Raw genomic sequence first — 21,453 nt, 5'->3', positions numbered from 1 at the left:
CGAACGGTGGCTTGTCTCCCGGGCTTTTATCCCGCCGTGTAACCTCAACTGGAGGTCGCCAACTCTCGGACCAGCCACTCGCCTTAGCGAGCCGGAACCCTAGTCAGCCATTGCAAATTGTGGTGCCGCGAACCTGTGATGACTCCTGCACGTCTTTGCTAAAGCGAGAGACGTGCCAAGTCGGCTTGAGCGCTCTAGCGTGGGCAATTACGCAAATGGCGCGTTGGAAATAGGTGGCGGCGTTGCCTTGTGATGGTGCGTGGGTGCACCGCAATGGATCGGGCTGGCCGCTGATCTGAAGGTCCAGGCGGCTTGGCACTCGGTGCAGCATTGCCAGTCAAAACAGGTGTCAGCCGGCCTGTTCCGGTTGTGGGTCTTTCAGGAGGCCGCCATGTTTCGTCGACTGTTGCTTGGTGTTGCTCTGGGTCTTGGGTTAGCCGGCTGCTATTACTATGCCGGTGGCTATGATGTGTATTCCGAGCCTGATTACTACCCCGGCTATTCGCCCTATTCCTACTATTACGGACCGCGTTATTACTATGGTCCGCGCTTTTATGGCGGCTATCGCTACTACTATTGGGGCGGGCACGGGCCACGTCATTACGGAGGTGGATATCGTGGTGGCCACCATTAATCAGCGGGTGAATGGATGAAAAACCTTTCATCGGCGACTTGTTTCAATGTGTTTCAGGAACGCACCAGATTTGGAAAACGATGTCTGATCTTTCGACAGTCACCGAATAATTGACTGTCGCCTGCCAGCGTCGCTGGCGTGGCTCACTCGCGGTCCAGGAGGCCGCCATGTATCTGCGAATTCTTCTGATTGCTGTATTGGGATTGTCTCTTGGTGCATGCGTGCCCTATTCCGATGGAGGAGCCAACTATTACCGTTCCGAGGTCTATTCCTCGCCATCCTATTATGACGGCGGGCCTTACTACTCAGGTGGCGGCGGTTATTACTCGCAACCACGCCGGTACTACGCACCGCCAGCGCGGTACTACCAGCCAACCCCGCGGTATTACTACCAGCCGCGGGTTTATCAACCGGCACCGCGTTATTACCAGCCGCAACGAGGCGATTATCGGGCCCATCAGAATCAAGGTTGGGACGGTCGCAACCGCGACGGCCGAAACTACGATTACCGTGGCAATGGTGGACGCAATAATCACGGCGGACGGGGCGACCACAACAACGGTCGCGGTGATCACGATGGACGAGGCGATCACGATGGCCGAGGCGGCCACCGTTAAACACTTATAAAAAAAGCGGCGCATGAAGCGCCGCTTTTTTATGCCCGGATTTCAGTATTCCTACAGATCAGCCAGAGGATGCCGGCCTTCCCAAGCCTTGTGGAAATGCGCTTCTACCACTGCATCCGGCAGATTATTGATGTCTGGCCAGTGCCAATGCGGTTTTTGATCCTTGTCGATCAACCGTGCGCGCACACCTTCGCTGAACTCCGGATGACGGCAACAGTTGAGGCTCATGGTGTATTCCATCTGAAAGACTTGAGCCAGCGACATGTGCCGGGCGCGGGCGATCTGTTCCCACACCAGATGAGCGGTCAGGGGCGAGCCTTCGCTCATGGTTTTCGCGGCACGGCTGAGTAGCATATCCGTGCTGTCACGCAGCTGGCTGATGGCCTTCCAGGCGCAGCGCACGTCACTGACATCCAGCAGCTCATCGATCTGCTGGCGTCGCGGCAGCCACTGGGCTTCGGGCATTTGCGCGATCGCTTCCTGCTGCAAGGCCTTGAGCAGGCTGTTCAGCTGCATTGGCGTCTGTTCCTGCCAGTTCAACTGCAGCAGGCCTTCCATCAGCTCTTCCTGCTGTTCATCGAGCAGGAAACGGTCGGCCAGGTCCAGATCGATCGCATCGCGACCGTTCATATGGGCGCCGGTCAGGCCGAGAAACAATCCGAGCTTGCCGGGCAAGCGCGACAGAAACCAACTGGCCCCGACATCCGGGTACAAACCGATACTGATCTCGGGCATCGCCAACCGGCTGCTCGGCGTGACAATCCGGATGCCTGCCCCTTGCAGCAGCCCCATGCCGCCGCCGAGCACATAGCCATGCCCCCAGCAGATCAGCGGTTTAGGGTACGTGTGCAGATTGAAGTCCAGGCGATATTCCGCCGCAAAGAAATGCGCTGCCAGCGGCGGCACTTCGCCGGGATGGGCGCGACAGGCTTCCACCAGGCTGCGGACTTCGCCACCGGCGCAAAAGGCTTTGGCACCGTTGCCGCGCAACACGACGCAGACGATTTGCGGTTCTTTGGCCCAGACGTCCAGTTGATCGCGCAAGGCGTTGATCATCGGCAAGGACAGGGCATTGAGGGACTTTTCGGCATCCAGGCTGGCGACTCCGATGCGTGCGCCGTCGGTGCCAGTGAGTTCTTCGAAGTGCAGATTCATCGTGACCTCGATCAGGAATTTGAGCGTTCAGTATGATCGCTATGTAGGAAAGTGCCGGATCTGCGTCAGATCAATTGACAAGCGTGATGGGCTTTCCTAGGGTTCGCCCCATTGTTTTTGCCGGATGTAACCATGACTGCTGACGACCGTATCAAACTCGAACCGAGCTGGAAGGAGGCATTGCGTGCCGAATTCGACCAGCCCTACATGGCAGAGTTGCGCAACTTCCTGCAAGAGGAGCGCGCGGCCGGCAAGGAAATCTACCCTCCAGGCCCGATGATTTTCAACGCGCTCAATTCGACGCCGCTGGATAAAGTCAAAGTCGTCATCCTCGGCCAGGACCCGTACCACGGTCCGGGACAGGCCCATGGCTTGTGCTTCTCGGTGCAACCGGGCGTACCCGCGCCGCCGTCACTGGTGAACATTTATAAAGAGTTGAAACGCGATCTGAACATCGACATCCCGACCCACGGTTGCCTGCAAAGCTGGGCTGACCAGGGCGTGCTGATGATCAACACCACCATGACCGTGGAACGCGCCAACGCCAACGCCCATGCGGGCAAAGGCTGGCAGCACTTTACCGATCGGATTATCGAAGTGGTCAGCGAACACCAGCCACATCTGGTGTTCCTGCTGTGGGGCGCGCATGCCCAGAGCAAGCAGAAACTGATCGATGCCACCAAACATCTGGTGCTGACGTCGGTGCATCCGTCACCGCTGTCCGCCTATCGTGGCTTCCTTGGGTGCGGGCACTTCAGTCGAACCAATAAGTTTCTGGAGCAGAATGGCGAAACGCCGATTGAGTGGCGGTTGCCGCCCGCCTAAAAAGCATCGCGAGCAAGCTCGCTCCCACACTGGTTCTTCAGTGTTCAAAAAATCAATGTGGGAGCGAGCTTGCTCGCGATGGGGTCGACTCGGTCTAGTCAGACAGAATCCGGTACCCGATTCCAATACTTGAACAACGGCTCCGCCAGAAACAACACAAACAACAGCCGCATCACCTGCATCGCCGTCACCAGCGGTACCGACAACTGCAACGTCTCTGCCGTCAGGCTCATTTCCGCAATCCCGCCGGGCATCATGCCGAGTGTCAGCGAACGCAAATCCAAATGCGTCATCGCACTCAACCCCAATGCTGCCAACGTGGCGATCAACATGGTCAGCACCGTGCCGATCAAGGTCCGGCCCATGAATGAAGGCGCACGCCGAAAAAACTGTCGGTTGAAGTGACAGCCCAACCCGCTGCCAATCAGCCATTGGCCGATCTGGCTGCCGCCGTTGGGCAAACTGATGTGCAGATCCCAGCCAATGCTCACCGCCGCACTCACCAGCAACGGCCCGAACAGCCACGGATTGGGTTGCCGCAGACGCTCCCAGAGCCAGGCGGCGAGGGCGCCCGCCGGAAACAGAAGCGCCAGCCAGCGCCAGTCAACGGAAGTGGCATGGGACAACGGCGCACCGTCACCCAACAAATACTTGAACGCCGCCGGCACACACAGCACCACCACCAACACCCGCAGACTTTGCCCCGCCGCAACGCGACTGAGCACCGCGCCGTTACGCGCGCCGAGGTTGACCATCTCCCCAGAGCCGCCGGGCATGCTGGAAAAGAACGCGGTGGCGCGATCTTCACCGGTACGCCGCATCAACCAGACCCCGACCACGGCCGTCAGGCTGGTGACCAATGCACCGAAGAAGATCAGACCGAAGTGGCTTAGCACCTGCTCCATCACCACCGGGGTGAAGTGCAGGCCGATGCCGATGCCGACAATCCACTGGCCGCACTTGCGGCCGCCAGGGATTTCCGCCAACTGCCAGGGTGTCAGGCAACGCACCAGGATGATCGCCAGTAACGAGCCGACCATCCACGGCAGTGGCCAGCCGATCTGGCTGGCCAAGTAACCGCCCAGCAGACCGACCAGCGGCGTTCCCCACCAGGCTTTGAAGGGTGTTCGATCAGACATCGGCGATAACGCGCCGGGCGACCGAGCGTTTGCGCCAGATGCGCAGCAGTGGCATCAGCAACATGATTGCAGTCAGCACCCAGCAACCGAACGTGATCGGGCTCGACCAGAGTATTTCCAGTGCACCGTTGGAAATCGACAGCGCGCGACGCAGGTTTTGTTCCATCAGACCGCCCAGGATGAAGCCCAGCAGTACCGGCGACAACGGGAAGTCCAGCTTGCGCAGGATGTAACCGAAGATGCCGATGCCGATCATCAGGAACAAGTCGAAGGTGGTGGCATGCACCGCGTAGACACCGATCCCGGTAATAATCGCGATCACCGGCACCAGCGCCCAGTTCGGCACGGCAAGGATGCGGGTGAAGATGCGGATCATTGGAATGTTGAGGATCACCAGCATCACGTTGGCGACGAACAACGAAGCGATCAGGCCCCAGACGATGTCCGGTTGCTGCTGGAACAACAGCGGGCCCGGGGTGATGTTGTACAGCGACAGTGCGCCGATCATCACCGCCGTGGTGCCCGAACCCGGAACGCCGAGGGTCAGCATGGGCACCAGGGCACCGCAGGCAGCGCCACCGATAGCGGTTTCAGGAGCCGCGAGGCCACGCATGTCGCCTTGTCCGAAAGTGCCCTTGGCACCGGCGATACGTTTCTCGGTCATGTAGGCCACAGCGCTGGCCAACGTCGCGCCGGCACCCGGCAACACGCCCATGATGAAGCCCAGCAAACCGCAACGGATGTTCACCACGAACACCGCCGAGGCTTCCTTGAAGTTGAACATCATGCGCCCGGTGGCTTTCACCGCTTCCTGGCCGCGATGAGTTTTTTCCAGCAGTAGAAGGATTTCACTGATGGAGAACAAGCCCAGTACCAGCACAACGAACTGAATGCCGTCCGTCAAATGGATGTTATCCCCGGTGAAACGATACACGCCGCTGTTGGCATCGATCCCGACGGTCGATAGAAACAAGCCTATCAGCGCGGCGATAAAGGTCTTTAGTGGTCGGTCGCCGGCCATGCCGCCGAGACAGACAATCGCAAACACCATCAGCACGAAGTATTCCGCGGGTCCGAAGGCAATCGCCCATTTCGCCAGCAGCGGGGCGAACAGCACCATGCCGCACGTCGCGATGAACGCACCGATGAACGAGCTCCATGCCGACAGCGACAGCGCTACACCGGCCAGCCCCTTGCGGGCCATCGGGTAACCGTCGAGGGTGGTCATTACCGTGGATGCTTCACCCGGGATGTTCAGCAGGATCGAACTGATCCGGCCGCCGTATTCGCAACCCAGGTACACCGCCGCCAGCAGAATCAGAGCCGACTCCGGTGGCAGGCCCAGGGCGAATGCGATCGGAATCAGCAACGCTACGCCGTTGATCGGACCCAGGCCTGGCAACAGCCCGACGACGGTGCCGATCAGGGTGCCGCACAGCGCGGTCACCAGGTTGTACGGGCTCAGCGCGACGCCGAAGCCCTGACCCAAATAGCCAAGAGTATCCATATCAGTTCTCCAGAACGTCGAGCACGCCCAGCGGCAGTGGCACGTCCATCACCTTGTCGAACAGCAGATAAAGACCGATAGCCATCAGGCTGATGATCACCGTACTGGGCAGCCAGCGGCCGCCATACAGGCGTGCCATCGGGACCCCGATCAGAATGCTGGCGACGATGAAACCAAGAGGTTCGAAGGCCCCGGCGAACACCAGCAACAGCAGTACGCAGATGCCGATTTTGATCAGGGTTTCACGGTCCAGTTTCGGGTCGTCGTCGCTGTGCACAATGGGCGTCGGCCGAAACACCATGTACAACAATGCCAGCCCCATCAGGCCGAGCATCAACAGTGGAAAGGCTCGCGGTCCCACCGGTTCGTAGGAAAAAGACGCTTGATACGGCCACGCCATCAGCGCCAGGCCGACACAGGCCAGTAACAGCACCGAAGCAAAAATGCGTTGTAAGAGCATGGGAAACTCCTGCGCCACGACCCCGCAGAAAGGGGGTCGTAGCCGCTAGACAGAGGCGATCACTGAATCAGGCCGAACTCTTTGGCCAGCACTTTGTAGTCCGCGACCTGCTTCTTCACGTAGGTGTCCAGCTCCGGGCCGGTCATGGCGAACGGGAACAGTTCACGCTGATCGCGCAACTTGGCGAACTCTTCAGAAGCCAGCAGCTTGTCGAACGCGTCTTTCCACCAGGCGTAGTCTTCGTCGCTAACCTTTGGCCCGAGGTAGAAGCCGCGAACCACTGGCCAGACGATGTCGTAGCCTTGCTCTTTGGCGGTCGGAATGTCTTTCATTTCCGGCTCGTCCAGACGCTTCTCGGAGAACACGGCCAGCAGGCGCATGTCACCGCTCTGGATGTGTGGCATGGAGTCGGAGATGTCGGTGCTGCCGACCTGGATGTGGCCGCCGAGCAGGGCGGTGGCGATTTCACCGCCGCCTTCGAGGGCGACGTAACGCAGGTCGCGCGGGTTGATCCCGGCAGCCTTGGCGATCAGGGCGGTCTGCATCCAGTCCTGGCTGCCGACGGTGCCGCCGGAGCCGATCACCACTTTGCTCGGATCTTTCTTCAACGCCTGAACCAGATCGTCCAGGTTCTTGTAAGGCGAATCGCTTTTCACCGCGATGGCGCCGTAGCTTGTTCCAACCGCCGCCAGCCAGCGCACGGCGCTTTCATCGAAACGACCGAACTTGCCTTGGGCCAGGTTCAACAGCGAACCGCTGGACCACGCCACCAGCGTGCCGGCGTCGGCAGGACGCTGAGCGACCACCGCGTTGTATGCCACCGCGCCAACGCCGCCGGGCATGTAGGTCACGCGCATTGGTTTGGTCAGCAATTTCTGATTCACCAGCGCGCTTTGCGCCAGTTTGCAGGTCAGGTCGAAGCCGCCGCCGGGCGAGGCCGGGGCGATGCATTCCGGGCGTTTGGGTTCAGCGAGCAATTGGCCGGCGAACAGCAGGGCGCTGGCGGTGAGAGCAACTTTACGCAGTGATAGGTTCATTCAAGTCTCCTTGGGAGTTGTTGTTATAGGTGTACTGAATTACCAAAGGGCAACGCTATAGCTCACCAGCAGACGCACTTCATCGGCATCGCGAGCGGAGTAGTTGGAACGGTAAGTGGCATTACGCAGGCGCACGGCAACATCCTTGAGCGCGCCGCTTTGTACGACGTATTTGATTTCGCTGTTGCGTTCCCATTCCTTGCCTTCGTCACCGTTCTTGAGTTTGATGTTGTCACCGCTCACGTAACGGCTCATGAAACTCAGGCCGGGAACTCCAAGCCTGGCGAAGTCGAAGTCGTAACGTGCCTGCCAGGAACGTTCTTCGGCGCCGGCAAAGTCGTTGATCTGAACGAAGTTGACCAGGTACGGGTCACTGCCATCGACATAAGGGAACGCGCTGTCGCCGGACATGTGCTGATAGCCGGCGCTGAATTTATGCCCGCTCAAGGCGTAGCTCACCAGGCCGTTGAGGGACTTGTTGTCGATCTTGCCGCCACGGGCCGCGCCCTCGTCATCACTGATGGCCAGGCGCAGGTCGGTGCCGAAAGTGCCGGGGCCGAACGGTTGCGAGGCGACAACACCGAGGAAGTGCTGGTTGTAGACTTCATCAAGTTGCGCGAAGTGGTAGCTGCCGGTGATTTTGTCCGTGAACTTGTAGTCCAGGCCGCCAAAGTCGAAATGCTTGCCGGCCACGGTGCCAGCGAAGCGGCTGTTCTTGTTGTTGAGGGCGATGTCCTCGAAGTCGGTGCTGTCGCGGTCCTTGGCTTTCTCCAGACGCCCGCCGGTGAAGGTCAGGTTCTTGATTTCCTTGGAGGTCAGCATTCCGCCTTCAAAGGTCTGCGGCAGGATGCGCCCGTCGTTGGGCTTGAGGATCGGCAGTTCCGGAATCAGGCTGCCGATTTTAAGCTCCGTGGCGGAGATTTTCACTTTGCCGGTCAGGCCAAGCTTGGAGTACTCATCGGCTGCGCGGCCGTCGTCATGGGTTGGCAGCAGGCCGGTGCCGGTGCGGTCGGGACTCGAATCGAGTTTGACCCCCAGCATGCCCAGCGCATCGACACCGAACCCCACGGCGCCGTCGGTGTAACCCGATTGCAGGTTGAGCATGAACCCCTGAGCCCATTCGTCCCGCTTGGATTGCTGGGCGCTGGTACCGTCGCGAAAGTCGCGGTTGAAATACATGTTGCGGGTTTCGAGGGTTGCCGTACTGTCTTCGAAGAAGGCAGCCTGACTCAACGGCGAAAAGCCGGCGAGGGCGGCGGCACTGACAAGCGCGGTGTGGCTGAGGCGGGAAAAGCGAGCAGGCGGGCACGCCTGGAGCTGCATGGACAGCATATTGAAGTACTCCGTTTATTGTTCTTATTGGCGAAAACGCTTCGAGGCGTTTTTCGTATCGCTATGTGCGGTAGCGCACGGCAGTCGAAACTGTCCGTGGCTGGACTCTAACCGGCCAACCTTTCGCTAACCTTTCAGAAGACTTTCACGGTTTTCGGGCTTCACAGCGGCGGTTGCGGCTGTAAACTCCGCGCCAAAGAATGGCGCCGACCATCCCTGAATGAGGTAAAGATCCATGCGTGTTCTGCTCGTCGAAGACCATCTGCAGCTCGCCGAAAGTGTCGCCCAGGCGCTCAAGAGCACCGGGCTGACCGTGGATGTGCTGCACGACGGTGTGGCGGCGGACCTGGCGTTGAGCAGCGAGGAATACGCCATGGCGATTCTCGACGTCGGCCTGCCGCGCATGGATGGCTTCGAAGTGCTGGCGCGCCTGCGGGCTCGGGGCAAGAACCTGCCAGTGTTGATGTTGACCGCTCGCAGCGACGTCAAGGATCGGGTCCACGGCTTGAACCTCGGCGCTGACGATTACCTGGCCAAACCATTCGAACTGACTGAACTCGAAGCCCGGGTCAAAGCCCTGCTGCGCCGCAGTGTGCTCGGCGGTGAACGCGTGCAGCGCTGCGGCGTGCTCGCCTATGACCTGGACACTCGGCGCTTCACCCTCGGCGAAGAATTACTGACGCTGACCTCCCGCGAACAAGCTGTTCTTGAAGCCCTGATCGCCCGTCCTGGCCGGGTGATGAGCAAGGAACAACTGGCCTCGCAAGTTTTCGGTCTGGACGAAGAGGCCAGTCCCGACGCCATCGAGATCTATGTCCATCGCCTGCGCAAAAAGCTCGATGGCCAACCGGTGGTCATCGTGACCTTCCGCGGTCTCGGCTACTTGCTGGAAAGCCGCGATGCATAAGCCCAGCAGCCTGCGTTGGCGGTTGCTGTGGAATCTGGCGTTGTTGCTGGTGGTGTTGATGTTGGCCAGTGGTTTGAGCGCTTACTGGAACGGTCGCGAAGCTGCCGACACCGCCTATGACCGGACCTTGCTGGCCTCGGCACGGACCATCGCGGCGGGCGTCTCCCAGCGCGACGGCTCGCTGAGTGCTGACGTGCCGTACGTGGCCCTCGACACCTTCGCCTACGACAGTGCGGGACGGATTTTTTACCTGGTCAACGACATCAATCAGAAGCTGATCTCAGGTTACGAAAACCTTCCCCCTCCGCCGCCGGGAACCCCGCGAACGGACGACTATCCGGCACTGGCGCGTTTCTATAACGCCAAGTACCAAGGGCAGAACGTACGCGTGGTGAGCCTGCTCAAACCCGTGAGCGAGCCGAACATGAACGGCATGGCGGAAATCCGTGTGGCGGAAACCGATGAGGCGCGGGTCAGCATGGCCCGCAGCCTGGCGGCGGACACATTGTTGCGTCTGGGCATGCTGGCGATGGGGGCGCTGTTGCTGGTGTGGTTTGCAGTGAGCGCCGCGTTGCGTCCGCTGGAGCGCTTGCGCACGGCGGTGGAAGAGCGTCAATCGGACGATCTGCGGCCATTGCCGTTGGTGGAAGTGCAGCACGAATTGTGGCCATTGGTGCGCGCGCTCAATCACTTTACCGAGCGTCTGCGCGGGCAGTTCGAGCGTCAGGCGCAATTCATCGCCGATGCCGCCCATGAGCTGCGTACTCCCCTGGCGGCGCTCAAGGCACGACTGGAACTGGGTTTGCGCTCGACCGAACCTGAAACCTGGCGCAGTACATTGGAAACCGCCGCCCAAGGCACGGATCGTTTGACCCACCTTGCCAATCAATTGCTTTCGCTGGCACGGGTCGAAAATGGTGCCCGGGCCATCGCCGAGGGCGGCGCGCAGTTGCTTGACCTCAGTCAGCTGGCTCGCGAACTCGGCATGGCCATGGCACCGCTGGCCCACGCACGCGGTGTGGCGTTGGCGCTGGAAGCGGACGAACCGGTGTGGTTGCGCGGCGAGCCAACGCTGTTGAACGAACTGTTGAGCAATCTGGTGGACAACGCGCTGGCCCATACACCGTCGGGTGGCAACGTGATTCTTCGGGTCACGGCACCGGCCGTGTTGGAGGTCGAGGACGACGGCCCCGGCATTCCTCTTGAAGAGCGAGATCGGGTATTCGAGCGCTTTTACCGGCGCAACCAGCAGGTGGCCGGTTCGGGGTTGGGACTGGCGATTGTTGGCGAGATCTGCCGCGCACACTTGGCTCAAATCAGCCTGCACGATGGAGAACGGGCCGGGTTGAAGGTGCGGGTGAGTTTTATTGCTGGGGAGTGAACACAACCCTGTGGCGAGGGAGCAAGCTCCCTCGCCACAGAAATCAGTAAAACATCGACCGCGACTCTTCCAGATCGCGGCACATCGCCTCGTTCTCTGGATCAATTCCCAGCTTTTTGAACGCAGGCACGCTGAGTGCGTCGATGCGCGCGAGGGGATGGTCGGTGTCCTTGTGGCAATACAGGCTGGCCACTTGCACCAGATCGACATAATCGACCCGCTCGGACTGTCGATTGAAGTCCAGATAAAGCCCCGGCACCTGTACCAGCATTTCCGGAAACTCCCAGACCCTGAGCAGTTTGTCGCCGAGCAGTGGATGAATGCGATCGATCACATGGTTGAGGCTGACCGGGTCAGCCAGCAATTCATAGTGATCTTCGGCGTAGGTCAGGATCGGCAACACACCGATCTGGTGCACCAGTCCGCCAAGGGCTGCCTGATCGGGCTTGAGTTGCGTGTACCTGCGGCACAATGCATAGCTGATCCCGGCGATTTCCAGGCTTTTGCGCCAGACATCGCGCATTTTGTGTTCCACCACCTCGGAGCGGGCATGGAAAATCTGTTCCATGACCAGACCGATGGCCAGGTTGCTGCTGTAATTGATGCCCAATCGAGTGATTGCCGTGTGCAGGTCAGTGACTTCCTGGGTCGCGCGCAACAGCGGGCTGTTGACCACTTTGATCAGGCGCGCCGACAGCGCGGTATCGCGGCCGATCACTTTGCTCAGGGTGCTGACACTGATTTCCGGGTCTTCAGCGGCCTTGCGAATCTGCAGGGCCACTTCCGGTAACGTTGGCAGAACCAGGTCATCGTTATCGATGGCCTCAACCAAATCCTGTTGGACCTTTTCCGCCAGCTCACTCATTTCGTTTCTCTAGGTGTTGCGACAAATGCTGCTGTTAACGCTGGATTTCGCGATCGCGATCCAGTTCGTAAGGCAGGTCGAGCAGGTGCAGGGCTGGCCCTTCGAGCGCGCCCAGATGGATATCGCCTCCTTCCGCTGCTTCGGCTTGCAGCACGGCCAGGAGTTCAATGTTTTGCCCGGCGTTGGCAGCCAGCACCACTTCGCCGATAGAGCTGCCGTGGGTAGGGGAAAACAATTGTGTGCCTGGTTCAGGCAATTCGCTGGCATCCAGTGTCAGGCGATACAAGCGGCGCTTGAGTTTGCCCAGGTACTGCATGCGCGCGACGATTTCCTGGCCGGTGTAGCAACCTTTCTTGAAACTCACGCCACCCACGGCTTGCAGATTGAGCATCTGCGGGATGAACAACTCGCGAGTGCTCGGCATGACTTGACCGATCCCTGCGCGGATCTGGCCCAACAGCCATTGATTCAGATCGCCTTCGGTCAATACGGAGGACAGTTTGCCCTTGATGAGGTCGGCCTGGTCAGCGGCGACCCAGAGTTCGGCGCGGTCCGGCGAGACGCGAATGGCGATCAAGCCGTCATTGCGCGCGACGCTGTCTGTGTCGGCCGGAAGCTCAAGACCGAGGCTGATCAGTGCCGCATCACCATGGTCGACGCCGAAGCGGACCCAGGCGGTGCTTTCGTCGGTCAGTTTGGATTTGGAAAACACCGCGTACTTTTTCAGGTCCGCCAGTTGCGGTTCCAGCAATTCGGTGGCCATGGCCATCAGAACGCCGTCGCCTTCCAGCAGGATGCGGAAACTCGACTGCATCCGGCCCTTCTGCGTGCAGCGGGCGCCGAGGCTGGCCTGGGTGTCACTCAGGTAATTGAGGTTGCAGGTCAATTGGCCTTGCAGGAATTTGCCGGCATCCGCGCCGCGTACTGCGAGAACGCCTTCGTGAGACAGGGTGCAGAAAAAAGCAGAATCGGCCATGGGTCATCGCAGGGTAAAGAGTCTGGGGGACATCATAAGGGGGCGCTCTTGAAATGGGTAGTTCACAAAGGATCGTTGGTGGCCGACCAAAGCCGAGTGTTCGACTGTGCCTGGGGCTGTATACTTGCCGCCTATTTGAGGAGCGCTCCATGGTCGAAGATGTTGAACTGAATCGCCTCTACTGGCACAGCCGCCGCGGCATGCTTGAGCTTGACGTGTTGCTGGTGCCGTTCGTGAAAGAGGTCTATCCGCACCTCAATGATGTCGACCGCGATTGCTACCGCAGGCTGCTCGAATGTGAAGATCAGGACATGTTCGGCTGGTTCATGGAACGCGCCGAATCGGAAGATCCGGAGCTTCAGCGCATGGTTCGCATGATTCTGGATCGTGTCCAGCCCAAGTAATGCGTTCGAATGCCGCTGGCATGCCTCACGGCAATTGCTGGCGGCGTATCTTCTGGCCCAGCTGTTCGCACTGGGTTCGCTGTGCCTTCTCTCTATACCGGCCTGGGCCAGTCTGCTCGGCGCTTTTTGCTGTCTGGCTCACGGCGCTTGGGCGTTACCGCGACAGATTCTGCTGACACACCCAAGGGCATTTTGCGGCTTGCGTCGCAATGCCGATGGCTGGCAATTGTGGAATCAGGAGGAGGGTTGGCAATCGGTGCAGCTACGACCGGACAGCCTGGCGCTACCTTTGCTCGTTGTGCTGCGTTTTCGTCTGCGAGACGAGCGCCGGGTCAGATCAATCTGCGTTCCCCGCGACTCGCAGGCGGCGGATCTGCACCGGCGCCTGCGGGTTCGGCTCACGTTCAGTCGACGTAGGTGGGCGGCACCAGAATAGTGTCCAGGGCAACCGGCAGCATGTTCGGATAGTCGAGGGTGTAATGCAGGCCGCGACTCTCCTTGCGTTCCATGGCTGACTGGATCATCAGCTCGGCCACCTGGGCCAGGTTACGCAATTCGATCAAATCGCGACTGACCTTGTAGTTGCTGTAGAACTCGTCGATTTCATCCAGCAACAACCGCACACGGTGCTGTGCTCGTTGCAAGCGCTTGTTGGTGCGCACGATGCCGACGTAGTCCCACATGAATCGCCGCAGTTCGTCCCAGTTGTGCGCAATGATCACGTCCTCATCGGAGTCGGTGACCTGGCTCGCATCCCAGACGGGCAGGGCGATCGGAACCGAAACCTGCGGCAGCTGCTCAAGAATGTCCGCCGCCGCCGAACGCGCGTAAACGAAACACTCGAGTAACGAGTTGCTGGCCATGCGGTTGGCGCCGTGCAGGCCGGTGAAGCTGGTTTCGCCAATGGCATATAGCCCCGGCACATCGGTGCGACCCTGCTGATCGACCATCACGCCGCCGCAGGTGTAGTGCGCCGCCGGAACCACTGGAATCGGTTGTTTGGTGATGTCGATGGAGAATTCGAGGCAGCGTTCGTACACCGTCGGGAAGTGAGTCTTGATGAACGCTTCCGGCTTGTGGCTGATGTCCAGATAGACACAATCGACACCCAGGCGCTTCATTTCATGGTCGATGGCCCGGGCGACGATGTCGCGTGGTGCCAACTCGGCGCGAGGGTCGAAGCGTTGCATGAAGCGTTCGCCGTTGGGCAGCTTCAGGTGTGCGCCTTCACCGCGCAGGGCTTCGGTGATCAGGAAACTCTTGGCTTGCGGGTGATACAGGCAAGTGGGGTGGAACTGGTTGAATTCCAGATTCGCCACCCGGCAGCCCGAACGCCAGGCCATGGCAATACCATCACCGCAGGCGCCGTCGGGGTTGCTGGTATAGAGGTAGACCTTTGCTGCGCCACCCGATGCGAGGATCACAAAGCGAGCGCCGTAGGTGTCGACTTCACCGGTCCCGCGATTGAGGACGTAGGCGCCGAGGCAGCGATCACCTTCAAGTCCCAGGCGTTTTTCGGTGATCAGGTCGACCGCGACCCGCTGTTCCAGCAGTTCAATGTTCGGTCGTTGCCTGGCCTTGTCGAGCAAGGTTCTGAAAATCGCTGCGCCCGTGGCATCGGCGGCATGGATGATGCGCCGATGACTGTGGCCGCCCTCGCGGGTCAGGTGGAACTCGAATCCGCCATCTTCGGTGCCGGACTGTTCATCGCGTGTGAAGGGTACGCCCTGGTCGATCAGCCATTGAATCGCCTCTTTACTGTGCTCGACGGTAAAGCGTACGGCGTCTTCGTGGCAGAGGCCACCGCCGGCATTCAGGGTGTCGTCGACGTGGGATTCGACAGTGTCGGTGTCATCCAGGACGGCAGCGACGCCGCCCTGGGCCCAGAACGTCGAGCCGTTGGCGAGATCACCTTTGCTCAGTACGGCAATGCGCAGGTGGTCGGGCAGGGTCAGCGCAAGGCTCAAACCGGCAGCGCCGCTGCCAATGACCAGAACATCATGTTGAAACTGTTGGCTCATTTCAGGATTCCGCTCAAAGCGACCCGGGTCGGGGTTGGCGCATGACTCCTGGAACGGCGAGTCAAGGCAGCCACACAGCCCACTAGTATATAGAGGGGGGGAGCGGCACAATACCCGAGCGCATATGGCATTGTGAAACTACTGTGACGGAAAATATCTGACGCTTCGTCGGATGGTTTTTCGGCCGGTCGGCGACAAGGAGACTGTATCAGCGATTTAACACTCTTTTTCTATTCACGGTTGCACAATGTCGCTTTCGCGCGGCTATAAATATTTGGAACTTTTGCCAAAGGCCCAAGATCAATAGACGGTGCCTGAAAAGAAGGACAGTGTCGGCTTCGGGGTGGGACTTGCGGTTTGGTCCTTCCCGGCGAATCCGATGACAAGATTATTCGCGCAGCCGGGTCATGCCGAGCTGCGCTTTTCGTGCGTGCCAAATCAGAGCCCGCAGGAAACTTGCTTGGAGGGGGAGAACTTTTGCGAAAAGCCCGAGTCTATGTTTGCAAGCCTGGTCGTTTAGTTATGCAAGCCTCCTCCGAGCTTATCGAGGAGTGTTCATGCTAACCCAGGAAGAGGATCAGCAGCTCGTCGAGCGCGTTCAACGCGGCGACAAGCGAGCTTTCGATCTGCTAGTGCTGAAATACCAGCACAAAATTCTCGGGTTGATCGTGCGTTTCGTGCACGACACCCATGAAGCCCAGGATGTGGCGCAGGAAGCCTTTATCAAGGCGTACCGTGCACTTGGCAATTTTCGCGGGGACAGCGCGTTTTATACGTGGCTTTACCGCATCGCCATCAACACGGCGAAGAACTATCTGGTTTCACGCGGCCGTCGGCCGCCGGATAGCGATGTCAGTTCCGAAGATGCAGAGTTCTACGATGGCGATCATGGCCTCAAGGATCTCGAGTCGCCAGAGCGTGCATTGCTGCGGGATGAGATCGAAGGCACCGTCCATCGAACCATCCAGCAACTTCCAGAAGATTTGCGTACGGCTTTAACTTTACGTGAATTCGATGGTCTGAGTTACGAGGACATTGCAGCGGTCATGCAATGTCCGGTGGGTACCGTGCGCTCCCGGATTTTCCGCGCTCGGGAAGCCATCGATAAAGCCCTGCAGCCGTTGTTGCAGGAAAACTGAGACAGCGGCGATAGCCAAGAGAGGAACGCCATGAGTCGTGAAGCCCTGCAGGAATCGCTGTCCGCAGTGATGGATAACGAAGCGGACGAATTGGAATTGCGTCGGGTATTGAATGCCTTTGACGATGTCGAAACCCGTGATACCTGGGCTCGTTATCAAATCGCTCGGGCAGTTATGCACAAGGATCTGCTGCTTCCACGTCTGGATATCGCTGCGGCAGTCTCTGCTGCGCTGGCTGACGAAGCTGTACCTGCAAAAGCCACCCGTGGTCCATGGCGCAGCCTGGGTCGTCTGGCGGTCGCTGCTTCGGTAACCCTCGCCGTACTGGCAGGTGTTCGTCTGTATAACCAGGACGAGATCGCTGGGGTCGAATTGGCTCAGCAATCCAGTCAACCTGGTCTGGCCGTTCCTCAGGTCAAGGGTCCAGCTGTATTAGCAGGCTACAATGAGAGTTCGGAAGCCACTGGCCCTATGGCCAACGGCGTATTGCAAGGTCAGCCGGGCTGGCACGATCAGCGTCTGCCAGGCTACTTGCGCCAACATGCTCAACAGGCTGCACTGAAAGGTACTGAGAGCGCTCTGCCTTACGCTCGTGCAGCCAGTCTGGAAAACCGTTAAGGAGGATCATGCGCGCCATCCCTCTACTTACGCTTCTGCTCGGTGGCTGGTTTGTTGTTCCAGCCCATGCTGATGAAGCCCAGGACTGGTTGACCCGTCTGGGCCAAGCCGAGCAACAGCAAAGTTTTCACGGTACATTCGTCTACGAGCGTAACGGTAGTTTTTCTACCCACAACATCTGGCACCGTGTCCAGGATGGCAAGGTCCGCGAGCGTTTACTCCAGCTCGATGGCTCGGCACAGGAAGTCGTACGCATTGATGGGCGTACTCAATGCGTCAGCGGCATCCTGATCGCAGGGCTTGGAGATTCTCCCAGCTCCTCTGCTCGCACACTCGATCCACAAAAGTTAAAGAATTGGTATGACCTTGCCGTCATTGGCAAGTCGCGTGTGGCCGGGCGTGCGGCAGTGATCGTTTCACTGACACCTCGCGATCAACACCGCTACGGTTTTGAATTGCATCTGGATAAAGAAACCGGCCTGCCTCTCAAATCATTGCTTCTGAATGAACGAGGGCAGTTGCTGGAGCGATTCCAGTTCACTCAACTGGTTACCGCCGATGTTCCGTCCGACAGTGACTTGCAGCCAGGCGCCGATTGCAAAACGGTTGTCCTCGACAGCGACAAGGCTTCTGCCATCAAGGCAGCGCAAGTATGGCGTTCGGACTGGTTACCACCTGGTTTCGAGCTGACCAGTAGTACCTCCCGCAAGGATCCAGAGACCAAAACCCAAGTCAACAGTCTGATGTATGACGACGGTCTGGCCCGTTTCTCGGTTTTCCTTGAACCATTGAATGGCGCAACAATTACTGACACTCGCACCCAGTTGGGGCCGACCGCTGCAGTTTCCCGACGCTTGACTACCCCGCAAGGCGAAATGATGGTGACCGTGGTCGGTGAGATTCCGATTGGCACCGCTGAGCGGATTGCGCTATCCATGCGCAGCGACGCCACTGCAACCAAGTAGTGAGCTGAAATCGAAATGTTTGGTGAGCATTTCAACTTGCAAATATTCCCGATTTTTTCTATAGGTCAGAGCCTCTCGGCTCTGGCCTTGTTTGTTGTTCCCGGAACAAAAATACCGGCGTATCGTTCCCGGTGTTCCTTGCTCCATATCGCTTAACCATGCTCGTCGTAACGGGAGCCGTATGTCGATACCACGCTTGAAGTCTTATCTCTCCATTTTTGCCACCGTGCTGGTGCTTGGTCAGGCGGTCGCTGTTCAGGCGGCCGAGTTGCCTGACTTCACACAGTTGGTCGAGCAGGCCTCGCCCGCGGTGGTGAACATCAGTACCACGCAGAAACTGCCGGACCGCAAAGTGTCGAGCCAGGAGATGCCTAACCTTGATGACTTGCCGCCAATGCTGCGCGAGTTCTTCGAGCGCGGCATGCCGCCACAGCCTCGTGCGCCACGCGGTGATCGTCAGCGCGAAGCCCAGTCCCTGGGTTCGGGCTTCATCATCTCGCCTGATGGCTACATCCTGACCAACAACCATGTAATCGCCGATGCCGACGAAATTCTCGTTCGTCTCGCCGACCGCAGCGAATTGAAGGCCAAGCTGATCGGCACCGATCCACGTTCCGATGTGGCGCTGTTGAAAATCGAAGGCAAGGATCTGCCGGTCTTGAAACTCGGCAAATCCCAGGATCTGAAAGCCGGCCAGTGGGTCGTGGCGATTGGCTCGCCATTCGGTTTCGACCATACCGTGACCCAAGGCATCGTCAGCGCCATCGGTCGCAGCCTGCCGAACGAAAACTATGTGCCGTTCATCCAGACCGACGTGCCGATCAACCCGGGTAACTCCGGTGGTCCGCTGTTCAACCTGGCCGGTGAAGTGGTCGGCATCAACTCGCAGATCTACACCCGGTCCGGCGGCTTCATGGGCGTGTCGTTCGCGATCCCTATCGATGTCGCGATGGACGTTTCCAATCAGCTCAAAAGCGGCGGCAAAGTCAGCCGTGGCTGGTTGGGTGTGGTGATTCAGGAAGTGAACAAGGACCTGGCCGAGTCGTTCGGTCTGGATAAGCCGGCCGGTGCGCTGGTGGCTCAGATCCAGGATGACGGCCCGGCTGCCAAGGGTGGCCTGCAAGTAGGGGACGTGATCCTGAGCATGAACGGCCAACCGATCGTCATGTCCGCCGATCTGCCACACCTGGTGGGCGCGCTGAAGGCCGGTTCGAAAGCTGATCTGGAAGTGATTCGTGAAGGTAAGCGCAAGAATGTCGAGTTGACTGTCGGCGCTATCCCGGAAGAAGGCAAAGAGCTGGATGCGCTGCCGAAATCCAGCACCGAGCGCAGCAGCAATCGCTTGGGTGTTTCCGTGGTCGAGCTGACTGATGAACAGAAGAAAACCTACGACCTCAAAGGCGGCGTCGTGATCAAGGAAGTCCAGGACGGTCCTGCTTCTCTGATTGGCCTGCAGCCAGGCGACGTGATCACTCACCTGAACAATCAGGCAATCGGTTCCACCAAGGAGTTCACGGATATCGCCAAGGCGCTGCCGAAGAACCGCTCGGTGTCGATGCGGGTTCTGCGTCAAGGACGCGCCAGCTTCATCACCTTCAAACTGGCTGAATAATCCGGTTGTTGGTTGAATAAAAAACCGCCTCGAAAGAGGCGGTTTTTTTGTGTCTGAAATTTTTCTGACAAGCGTCAGCCCATCATGTCCTTGATCATGCGCTCTTCCTCCATCAGCTCACGTTGCCGTGCGTCGATCCGCGACGACAGCGGGAAGTTGGTGCCTGCCTTGCGCTTGGCGAAGTCCAGTTGCTGGATGGCCTGACGGTAATCCCCGACCAGGGCGAAATACTCGGCGCGGGCCTGATGCAGGCCGATGATGTTGCCTGACAGACCGCGAGTCTCGGCCACCATGTACCAGACGTCCGGATCGTCCGGACGGCTCTTGAGCAGATTCTCCAGTGCTTTTTCCGCGTCGGGCGCACGGTTCTGCTTGAGCAGCAGATCGACACGCACCGAATTCAGCGGATAGTTGCCGGGATACTGCGTCAACATCCGGTCAACCCGGGACTGGGCGTCCGGCAGACGATTGTTGGTGATGTCCAGATCGACCTGCGCCAGGTTGTAGATGATCTCGTTTGGCGACTTGGCCAGCAGCAGCTTGAGGTTTTCCCGTGCTTCATTCAGCTGGCCGCCCTTGATCTGGGCGATAGCCAGGCCATAGCGAGCGACATCATTTTTCGGGTTTTCATCAAGCTGGGCGCGAAAGCGTTTGGCGCCCAGGCCAGGGGTTTCTTCATAGATCAACTGGACCCGCGCACGAATCAGCTGATAACGCATAGTGTCTTCGATGCCGCCGGGTTTTGCCTGTTCGGCGCGGTTGCGCGTGTCAGCGATCCGCGACTCAGTCACCGGGTGAGTCAGCAGAAATTCCGGTGGCTTGGCGTCAAAGCGGTATTGGCGCGCCAATCGCTCGAACATGGTCGGCATCGAGCGGGGGTCGTAACCGGCCTTTTCCAGATTGAGGATGCCGATGCGGTCAGCTTCCTGTTCGTTCTGGCGAGAGAAACGCCGCTGTTCCTGAACGGCCGCCGCCTGCGTACCCGCAATGGCTGCAATCCCGGCATCGCCGGCGCCGGCTGCGGCAATCACGATCCCGGCCAGCAGCGCGGCCATCATTGGCACCTGCATGCGCTGTTGGGCTTCGACGCCACGGGCGAAGTGGCGCTGCGACAAGTGAGCCAATTCGTGAGCGAGTACCGAGGCATATTCGCCTTCGGTCTGGGCATTGAGGAACAAGCCGCCGTTAACCCCGACAATGCCGCCCGGTGCCGCGAAGGCGTTGAGTTGCGGGCTGTTGATCAGGATGAACTCCAGGCGCCGGTCATTGACCTGGCTGGTCTCTACCAGCCTGTAAACGCTGGATTCGACGTAGTCCTTGAGCTGTGGATCGTTGAGCTGCGAAACCTGACTGCGCAACAGCGCCAGCCAGGCACGGCCCAACTGGTGTTCCTGTTGCGGCGAGACGATGGCAGAACTGGCGTCGCCGAGTGACGGCAGGTCGTCGGCGAAGCCCGGTGAGGCGAGCAGGCAAGCGAGCGTCAGCAGGGTAGGGCGCAAAAAAGTCATGCACAAAGCCTTAGTCGACAAAGACCTTACTGTAGCCGGACACTACGCTTCGGACCAGATATTCTAGCCGCCCGACTACCTGACCCCGGAGTGATGCAATGACCGACGCTGTAGCCCATGACGCCGAGCTCGACGCCAGCGGCCTGAACTGCCCCTTGCCGTTGCTCAAGGCCAAAATGGAACTCAATCGACTGGCCAGCGGCGCAGTGCTGAAGGTAATTGCCACCGATGCGGGCTCACAGCGCGATTTTCGCACCTTTGCCCGATTGGCCGGTCATACGCTGCTTCGTGAGGAAGATGAAGCGGGTGTTTACCGCTACTGGTTGAAAAAAGCCTGAATTG

At 59.1% G+C, this 21,453-nt stretch carries 22 protein-coding genes and 1 riboswitch; of the genes, 12 read left to right on the top strand and 10 right to left on the bottom strand.

The window, feature by feature from the left end:
* Window positions 1-13: 13 nt before the first annotated feature.
* Window positions 14-114, bottom strand: a riboswitch (guanidine-I (ykkC/yxkD leader).
* A gap of 277 nt (window positions 115-391) precedes the next feature.
* Together VD17_RS22595 and VD17_RS22590 are read left to right on the top strand one after the other, a co-directional pair.
* Window positions 392-634, top strand: coding sequence for a hypothetical protein (locus tag VD17_RS22595; RefSeq protein ID WP_046055796.1), 243 nt, complete (start codon window positions 392-394; stop codon window positions 632-634).
* Between the two features lie 167 nt (window positions 635-801).
* Window positions 802-1,251, top strand: a complete 450-nt coding sequence (locus VD17_RS22590; RefSeq protein ID WP_080932058.1) for a hypothetical protein — start codon at window positions 802-804, stop codon at window positions 1,249-1,251.
* A gap of 60 nt (window positions 1,252-1,311) precedes the next feature.
* Here the strand turns inward: VD17_RS22590 and VD17_RS22585 are convergent, their stop codons facing one another.
* The gene (locus VD17_RS22585; protein ID WP_046055731.1) at window positions 1,312-2,415 is read right to left on the bottom strand and encodes an enoyl-CoA hydratase/isomerase family protein; all 1,104 of its coding nucleotides are present in this window, start codon (window positions 2,413-2,415) and stop codon (window positions 1,312-1,314) included.
* A gap of 132 nt (window positions 2,416-2,547) precedes the next feature.
* On the opposite strand from VD17_RS22585, the gene ung reads away from it, so the two are divergent.
* Window positions 2,548-3,240, top strand: a complete 693-nt coding sequence (ung, locus tag VD17_RS22580) for a uracil-DNA glycosylase (protein WP_046055730.1) — start codon at window positions 2,548-2,550, stop codon at window positions 3,238-3,240.
* Between the two features lie 98 nt (window positions 3,241-3,338).
* Here the strand turns inward: ung and VD17_RS22575 are convergent, their stop codons facing one another.
* The 5 genes from VD17_RS22575 to VD17_RS22555 are packed head-to-tail and all read right to left on the bottom strand — an operon-like array spanning window position 3,339 to window position 8,715.
* A complete protein-coding gene (locus VD17_RS22575; RefSeq protein WP_046055729.1) occupies window positions 3,339-4,379 on the bottom strand; it encodes an AbrB family transcriptional regulator in 1,041 nt (346 codons plus the stop codon).
* Entirely contained in the window at window positions 4,372-5,886 is a 1,515-nt protein-coding gene (locus VD17_RS22570) for a tripartite tricarboxylate transporter permease (RefSeq protein WP_046055728.1), read from the bottom strand. Before VD17_RS22570 ends, VD17_RS22575 begins: the two co-directional genes overlap by 8 nt.
* 1 nt (window position 5,887) lies before the next feature.
* On the bottom strand, window positions 5,888-6,346 hold the full coding sequence (locus tag VD17_RS22565; RefSeq protein WP_046055727.1) for a tripartite tricarboxylate transporter TctB family protein: 459 nt from the start codon (window positions 6,344-6,346) through the stop codon (window positions 5,888-5,890).
* Window positions 6,347-6,405: 59 nt separating this feature from the next.
* The gene (locus VD17_RS22560) at window positions 6,406-7,383 is read right to left on the bottom strand and encodes a Bug family tripartite tricarboxylate transporter substrate binding protein (RefSeq protein WP_046055726.1); all 978 of its coding nucleotides are present in this window, start codon (window positions 7,381-7,383) and stop codon (window positions 6,406-6,408) included.
* A 39-nt stretch (window positions 7,384-7,422) separates the two neighbouring features.
* Window positions 7,423-8,715 (bottom strand): OprD family porin, encoded by a 1,293-nt coding sequence (locus VD17_RS22555; RefSeq protein WP_046055725.1) that lies wholly within the window; start codon window positions 8,713-8,715, stop codon window positions 7,423-7,425.
* Window positions 8,716-8,950: 235 nt separating this feature from the next.
* Here VD17_RS22555 and VD17_RS22550 point away from each other — a divergent pair, with 235 nt between their 5' ends.
* Together VD17_RS22550 and VD17_RS22545 are read left to right on the top strand one after the other, a co-directional pair.
* Window positions 8,951-9,622: a response regulator gene (locus VD17_RS22550; protein WP_046055724.1), complete on the top strand. Its 672-nt coding sequence runs from the start codon at window positions 8,951-8,953 to the stop codon at window positions 9,620-9,622.
* Window positions 9,615-11,003, top strand: a complete 1,389-nt coding sequence (locus VD17_RS22545; RefSeq protein ID WP_046055723.1) for a sensor histidine kinase — start codon at window positions 9,615-9,617, stop codon at window positions 11,001-11,003. Before VD17_RS22550 ends, VD17_RS22545 begins: the two co-directional genes overlap by 8 nt.
* 43 nt (window positions 11,004-11,046) lie before the next feature.
* On the opposite strand, the gene VD17_RS22540 is transcribed toward VD17_RS22545, so the two are convergent.
* Both VD17_RS22540 and ygfZ read right to left on the bottom strand, forming a co-directional pair.
* A complete protein-coding gene (locus VD17_RS22540) occupies window positions 11,047-11,868 on the bottom strand; it encodes an HDOD domain-containing protein (protein ID WP_046055722.1) in 822 nt (273 codons plus the stop codon).
* 34 nt (window positions 11,869-11,902) lie between these two features.
* Window positions 11,903-12,844: a CAF17-like 4Fe-4S cluster assembly/insertion protein YgfZ gene (ygfZ, locus tag VD17_RS22535; protein ID WP_046055721.1), complete on the bottom strand. Its 942-nt coding sequence runs from the start codon at window positions 12,842-12,844 to the stop codon at window positions 11,903-11,905.
* A 149-nt stretch (window positions 12,845-12,993) separates the two neighbouring features.
* On the opposite strand from ygfZ, the gene VD17_RS22530 reads away from it, so the two are divergent.
* Entirely contained in the window at window positions 12,994-13,248 is a 255-nt protein-coding gene (locus VD17_RS22530) for an FAD assembly factor SdhE (protein ID WP_033054070.1), read from the top strand.
* A complete protein-coding gene (locus VD17_RS31815) occupies window positions 13,232-13,684 on the top strand; it encodes a protein YgfX (RefSeq protein ID WP_080932057.1) in 453 nt (150 codons plus the stop codon). Before VD17_RS22530 ends, VD17_RS31815 begins: the two co-directional genes overlap by 17 nt.
* Here the strand turns inward: VD17_RS31815 and nadB are convergent.
* Window positions 13,653-15,269, bottom strand: a complete 1,617-nt coding sequence (gene nadB, locus VD17_RS22525; RefSeq protein ID WP_046055720.1) for an L-aspartate oxidase — start codon at window positions 15,267-15,269, stop codon at window positions 13,653-13,655. The genes VD17_RS31815 and nadB overlap by 32 nt on opposite strands.
* 557 nt (window positions 15,270-15,826) lie before the next feature.
* On the opposite strand from nadB, the gene rpoE reads away from it, so the two are divergent.
* From rpoE to VD17_RS22505, 4 genes are all read left to right on the top strand, one after another.
* Window positions 15,827-16,408 carry an RNA polymerase sigma factor RpoE gene (rpoE, locus tag VD17_RS22520; protein ID WP_007944079.1) on the top strand — a complete coding sequence of 194 codons (582 nt, stop codon included), beginning with the start codon at window positions 15,827-15,829 and terminating at the stop codon, window positions 16,406-16,408.
* A gap of 30 nt (window positions 16,409-16,438) precedes the next feature.
* Window positions 16,439-17,026 carry a sigma-E factor negative regulatory protein gene (locus VD17_RS22515; RefSeq protein ID WP_046055719.1) on the top strand — a complete coding sequence of 196 codons (588 nt, stop codon included), beginning with the start codon at window positions 16,439-16,441 and terminating at the stop codon, window positions 17,024-17,026.
* Window positions 17,027-17,034: 8 nt separating this feature from the next.
* Window positions 17,035-17,991, top strand: coding sequence for a MucB/RseB C-terminal domain-containing protein (locus VD17_RS22510; RefSeq protein WP_046055718.1), 957 nt, complete (start codon window positions 17,035-17,037; stop codon window positions 17,989-17,991).
* 181 nt (window positions 17,992-18,172) lie between these two features.
* Window positions 18,173-19,603, top strand: a complete 1,431-nt coding sequence (locus tag VD17_RS22505) for a DegQ family serine endoprotease (RefSeq protein WP_046055717.1) — start codon at window positions 18,173-18,175, stop codon at window positions 19,601-19,603.
* Between the two features lie 74 nt (window positions 19,604-19,677).
* Here the strand turns inward: VD17_RS22505 and VD17_RS22500 are convergent, their stop codons facing one another.
* Window positions 19,678-21,111 carry a M48 family metalloprotease gene (locus VD17_RS22500; protein WP_046055716.1) on the bottom strand — a complete coding sequence of 478 codons (1,434 nt, stop codon included), beginning with the start codon at window positions 21,109-21,111 and terminating at the stop codon, window positions 19,678-19,680.
* A 98-nt stretch (window positions 21,112-21,209) separates the two neighbouring features.
* Here VD17_RS22500 and VD17_RS22495 point away from each other — a divergent pair, with 98 nt between their 5' ends.
* Window positions 21,210-21,449, top strand: a complete 240-nt coding sequence (locus VD17_RS22495; protein ID WP_007930235.1) for a sulfurtransferase TusA family protein — start codon at window positions 21,210-21,212, stop codon at window positions 21,447-21,449.
* The last annotated feature ends 4 nt before the right edge of the window (window positions 21,450-21,453 follow it).

Source organism: Pseudomonas fluorescens (assembly GCF_000968015.1).
In the GTDB taxonomy this organism is placed as follows: domain Bacteria; phylum Pseudomonadota; class Gammaproteobacteria; order Pseudomonadales; family Pseudomonadaceae; genus Aquipseudomonas; species Aquipseudomonas fluorescens_W.
The sequence above is the reverse complement of the archived record's forward strand: the minus strand, read 5'-3'. Positions and strand labels throughout refer to the sequence as shown.

Excerpts from the sequence above, each read along its gene's own strand:
- rpoE (WP_007944079.1), top strand. The coding sequence starts at position 15,827 with ATGCTAACCCAGGAAGAGGATCAGCAGCTCGTCGAGCGCGTTCAACGC.
- VD17_RS22590 (WP_080932058.1), top strand. The coding sequence starts at position 802 with ATGTATCTGCGAATTCTTCTGATTGCTGTATTGGGATTGTCTCTTGGT.
- VD17_RS22560 (WP_046055726.1), bottom strand. The coding sequence starts at position 7,383 with ATGAACCTATCACTGCGTAAAGTTGCTCTCACCGCCAGCGCCCTGCTG.
- VD17_RS22540 (WP_046055722.1), bottom strand. The coding sequence starts at position 11,868 with ATGAGTGAGCTGGCGGAAAAGGTCCAACAGGATTTGGTTGAGGCCATC.
- ygfZ (WP_046055721.1), bottom strand. The coding sequence starts at position 12,844 with ATGGCCGATTCTGCTTTTTTCTGCACCCTGTCTCACGAAGGCGTTCTC.
- VD17_RS22550 (WP_046055724.1), top strand. The coding sequence starts at position 8,951 with ATGCGTGTTCTGCTCGTCGAAGACCATCTGCAGCTCGCCGAAAGTGTC.
- VD17_RS22510 (WP_046055718.1), top strand. The coding sequence starts at position 17,035 with ATGCGCGCCATCCCTCTACTTACGCTTCTGCTCGGTGGCTGGTTTGTT.
- VD17_RS22530 (WP_033054070.1), top strand. The coding sequence starts at position 12,994 with ATGGTCGAAGATGTTGAACTGAATCGCCTCTACTGGCACAGCCGCCGC.
- VD17_RS22555 (WP_046055725.1), bottom strand. The coding sequence starts at position 8,715 with ATGCTGTCCATGCAGCTCCAGGCGTGCCCGCCTGCTCGCTTTTCCCGC.
- ung (WP_046055730.1), top strand. The coding sequence starts at position 2,548 with ATGACTGCTGACGACCGTATCAAACTCGAACCGAGCTGGAAGGAGGCA.
- VD17_RS22500 (WP_046055716.1), bottom strand. The coding sequence starts at position 21,111 with ATGACTTTTTTGCGCCCTACCCTGCTGACGCTCGCTTGCCTGCTCGCC.
- VD17_RS22545 (WP_046055723.1), top strand. The coding sequence starts at position 9,615 with ATGCATAAGCCCAGCAGCCTGCGTTGGCGGTTGCTGTGGAATCTGGCG.
- VD17_RS22595 (WP_046055796.1), top strand. The coding sequence starts at position 392 with ATGTTTCGTCGACTGTTGCTTGGTGTTGCTCTGGGTCTTGGGTTAGCC.
- VD17_RS22575 (WP_046055729.1), bottom strand. The coding sequence starts at position 4,379 with ATGTCTGATCGAACACCCTTCAAAGCCTGGTGGGGAACGCCGCTGGTC.
- VD17_RS22585 (WP_046055731.1), bottom strand. The coding sequence starts at position 2,415 with ATGAATCTGCACTTCGAAGAACTCACTGGCACCGACGGCGCACGCATC.
- VD17_RS22515 (WP_046055719.1), top strand. The coding sequence starts at position 16,439 with ATGAGTCGTGAAGCCCTGCAGGAATCGCTGTCCGCAGTGATGGATAAC.
- nadB (WP_046055720.1), bottom strand. The coding sequence starts at position 15,269 with ATGAGCCAACAGTTTCAACATGATGTTCTGGTCATTGGCAGCGGCGCT.
- VD17_RS22495 (WP_007930235.1), top strand. The coding sequence starts at position 21,210 with ATGACCGACGCTGTAGCCCATGACGCCGAGCTCGACGCCAGCGGCCTG.
- VD17_RS22565 (WP_046055727.1), bottom strand. The coding sequence starts at position 6,346 with ATGCTCTTACAACGCATTTTTGCTTCGGTGCTGTTACTGGCCTGTGTC.
- VD17_RS22570 (WP_046055728.1), bottom strand. The coding sequence starts at position 5,886 with ATGGATACTCTTGGCTATTTGGGTCAGGGCTTCGGCGTCGCGCTGAGC.
- VD17_RS22505 (WP_046055717.1), top strand. The coding sequence starts at position 18,173 with ATGTCGATACCACGCTTGAAGTCTTATCTCTCCATTTTTGCCACCGTG.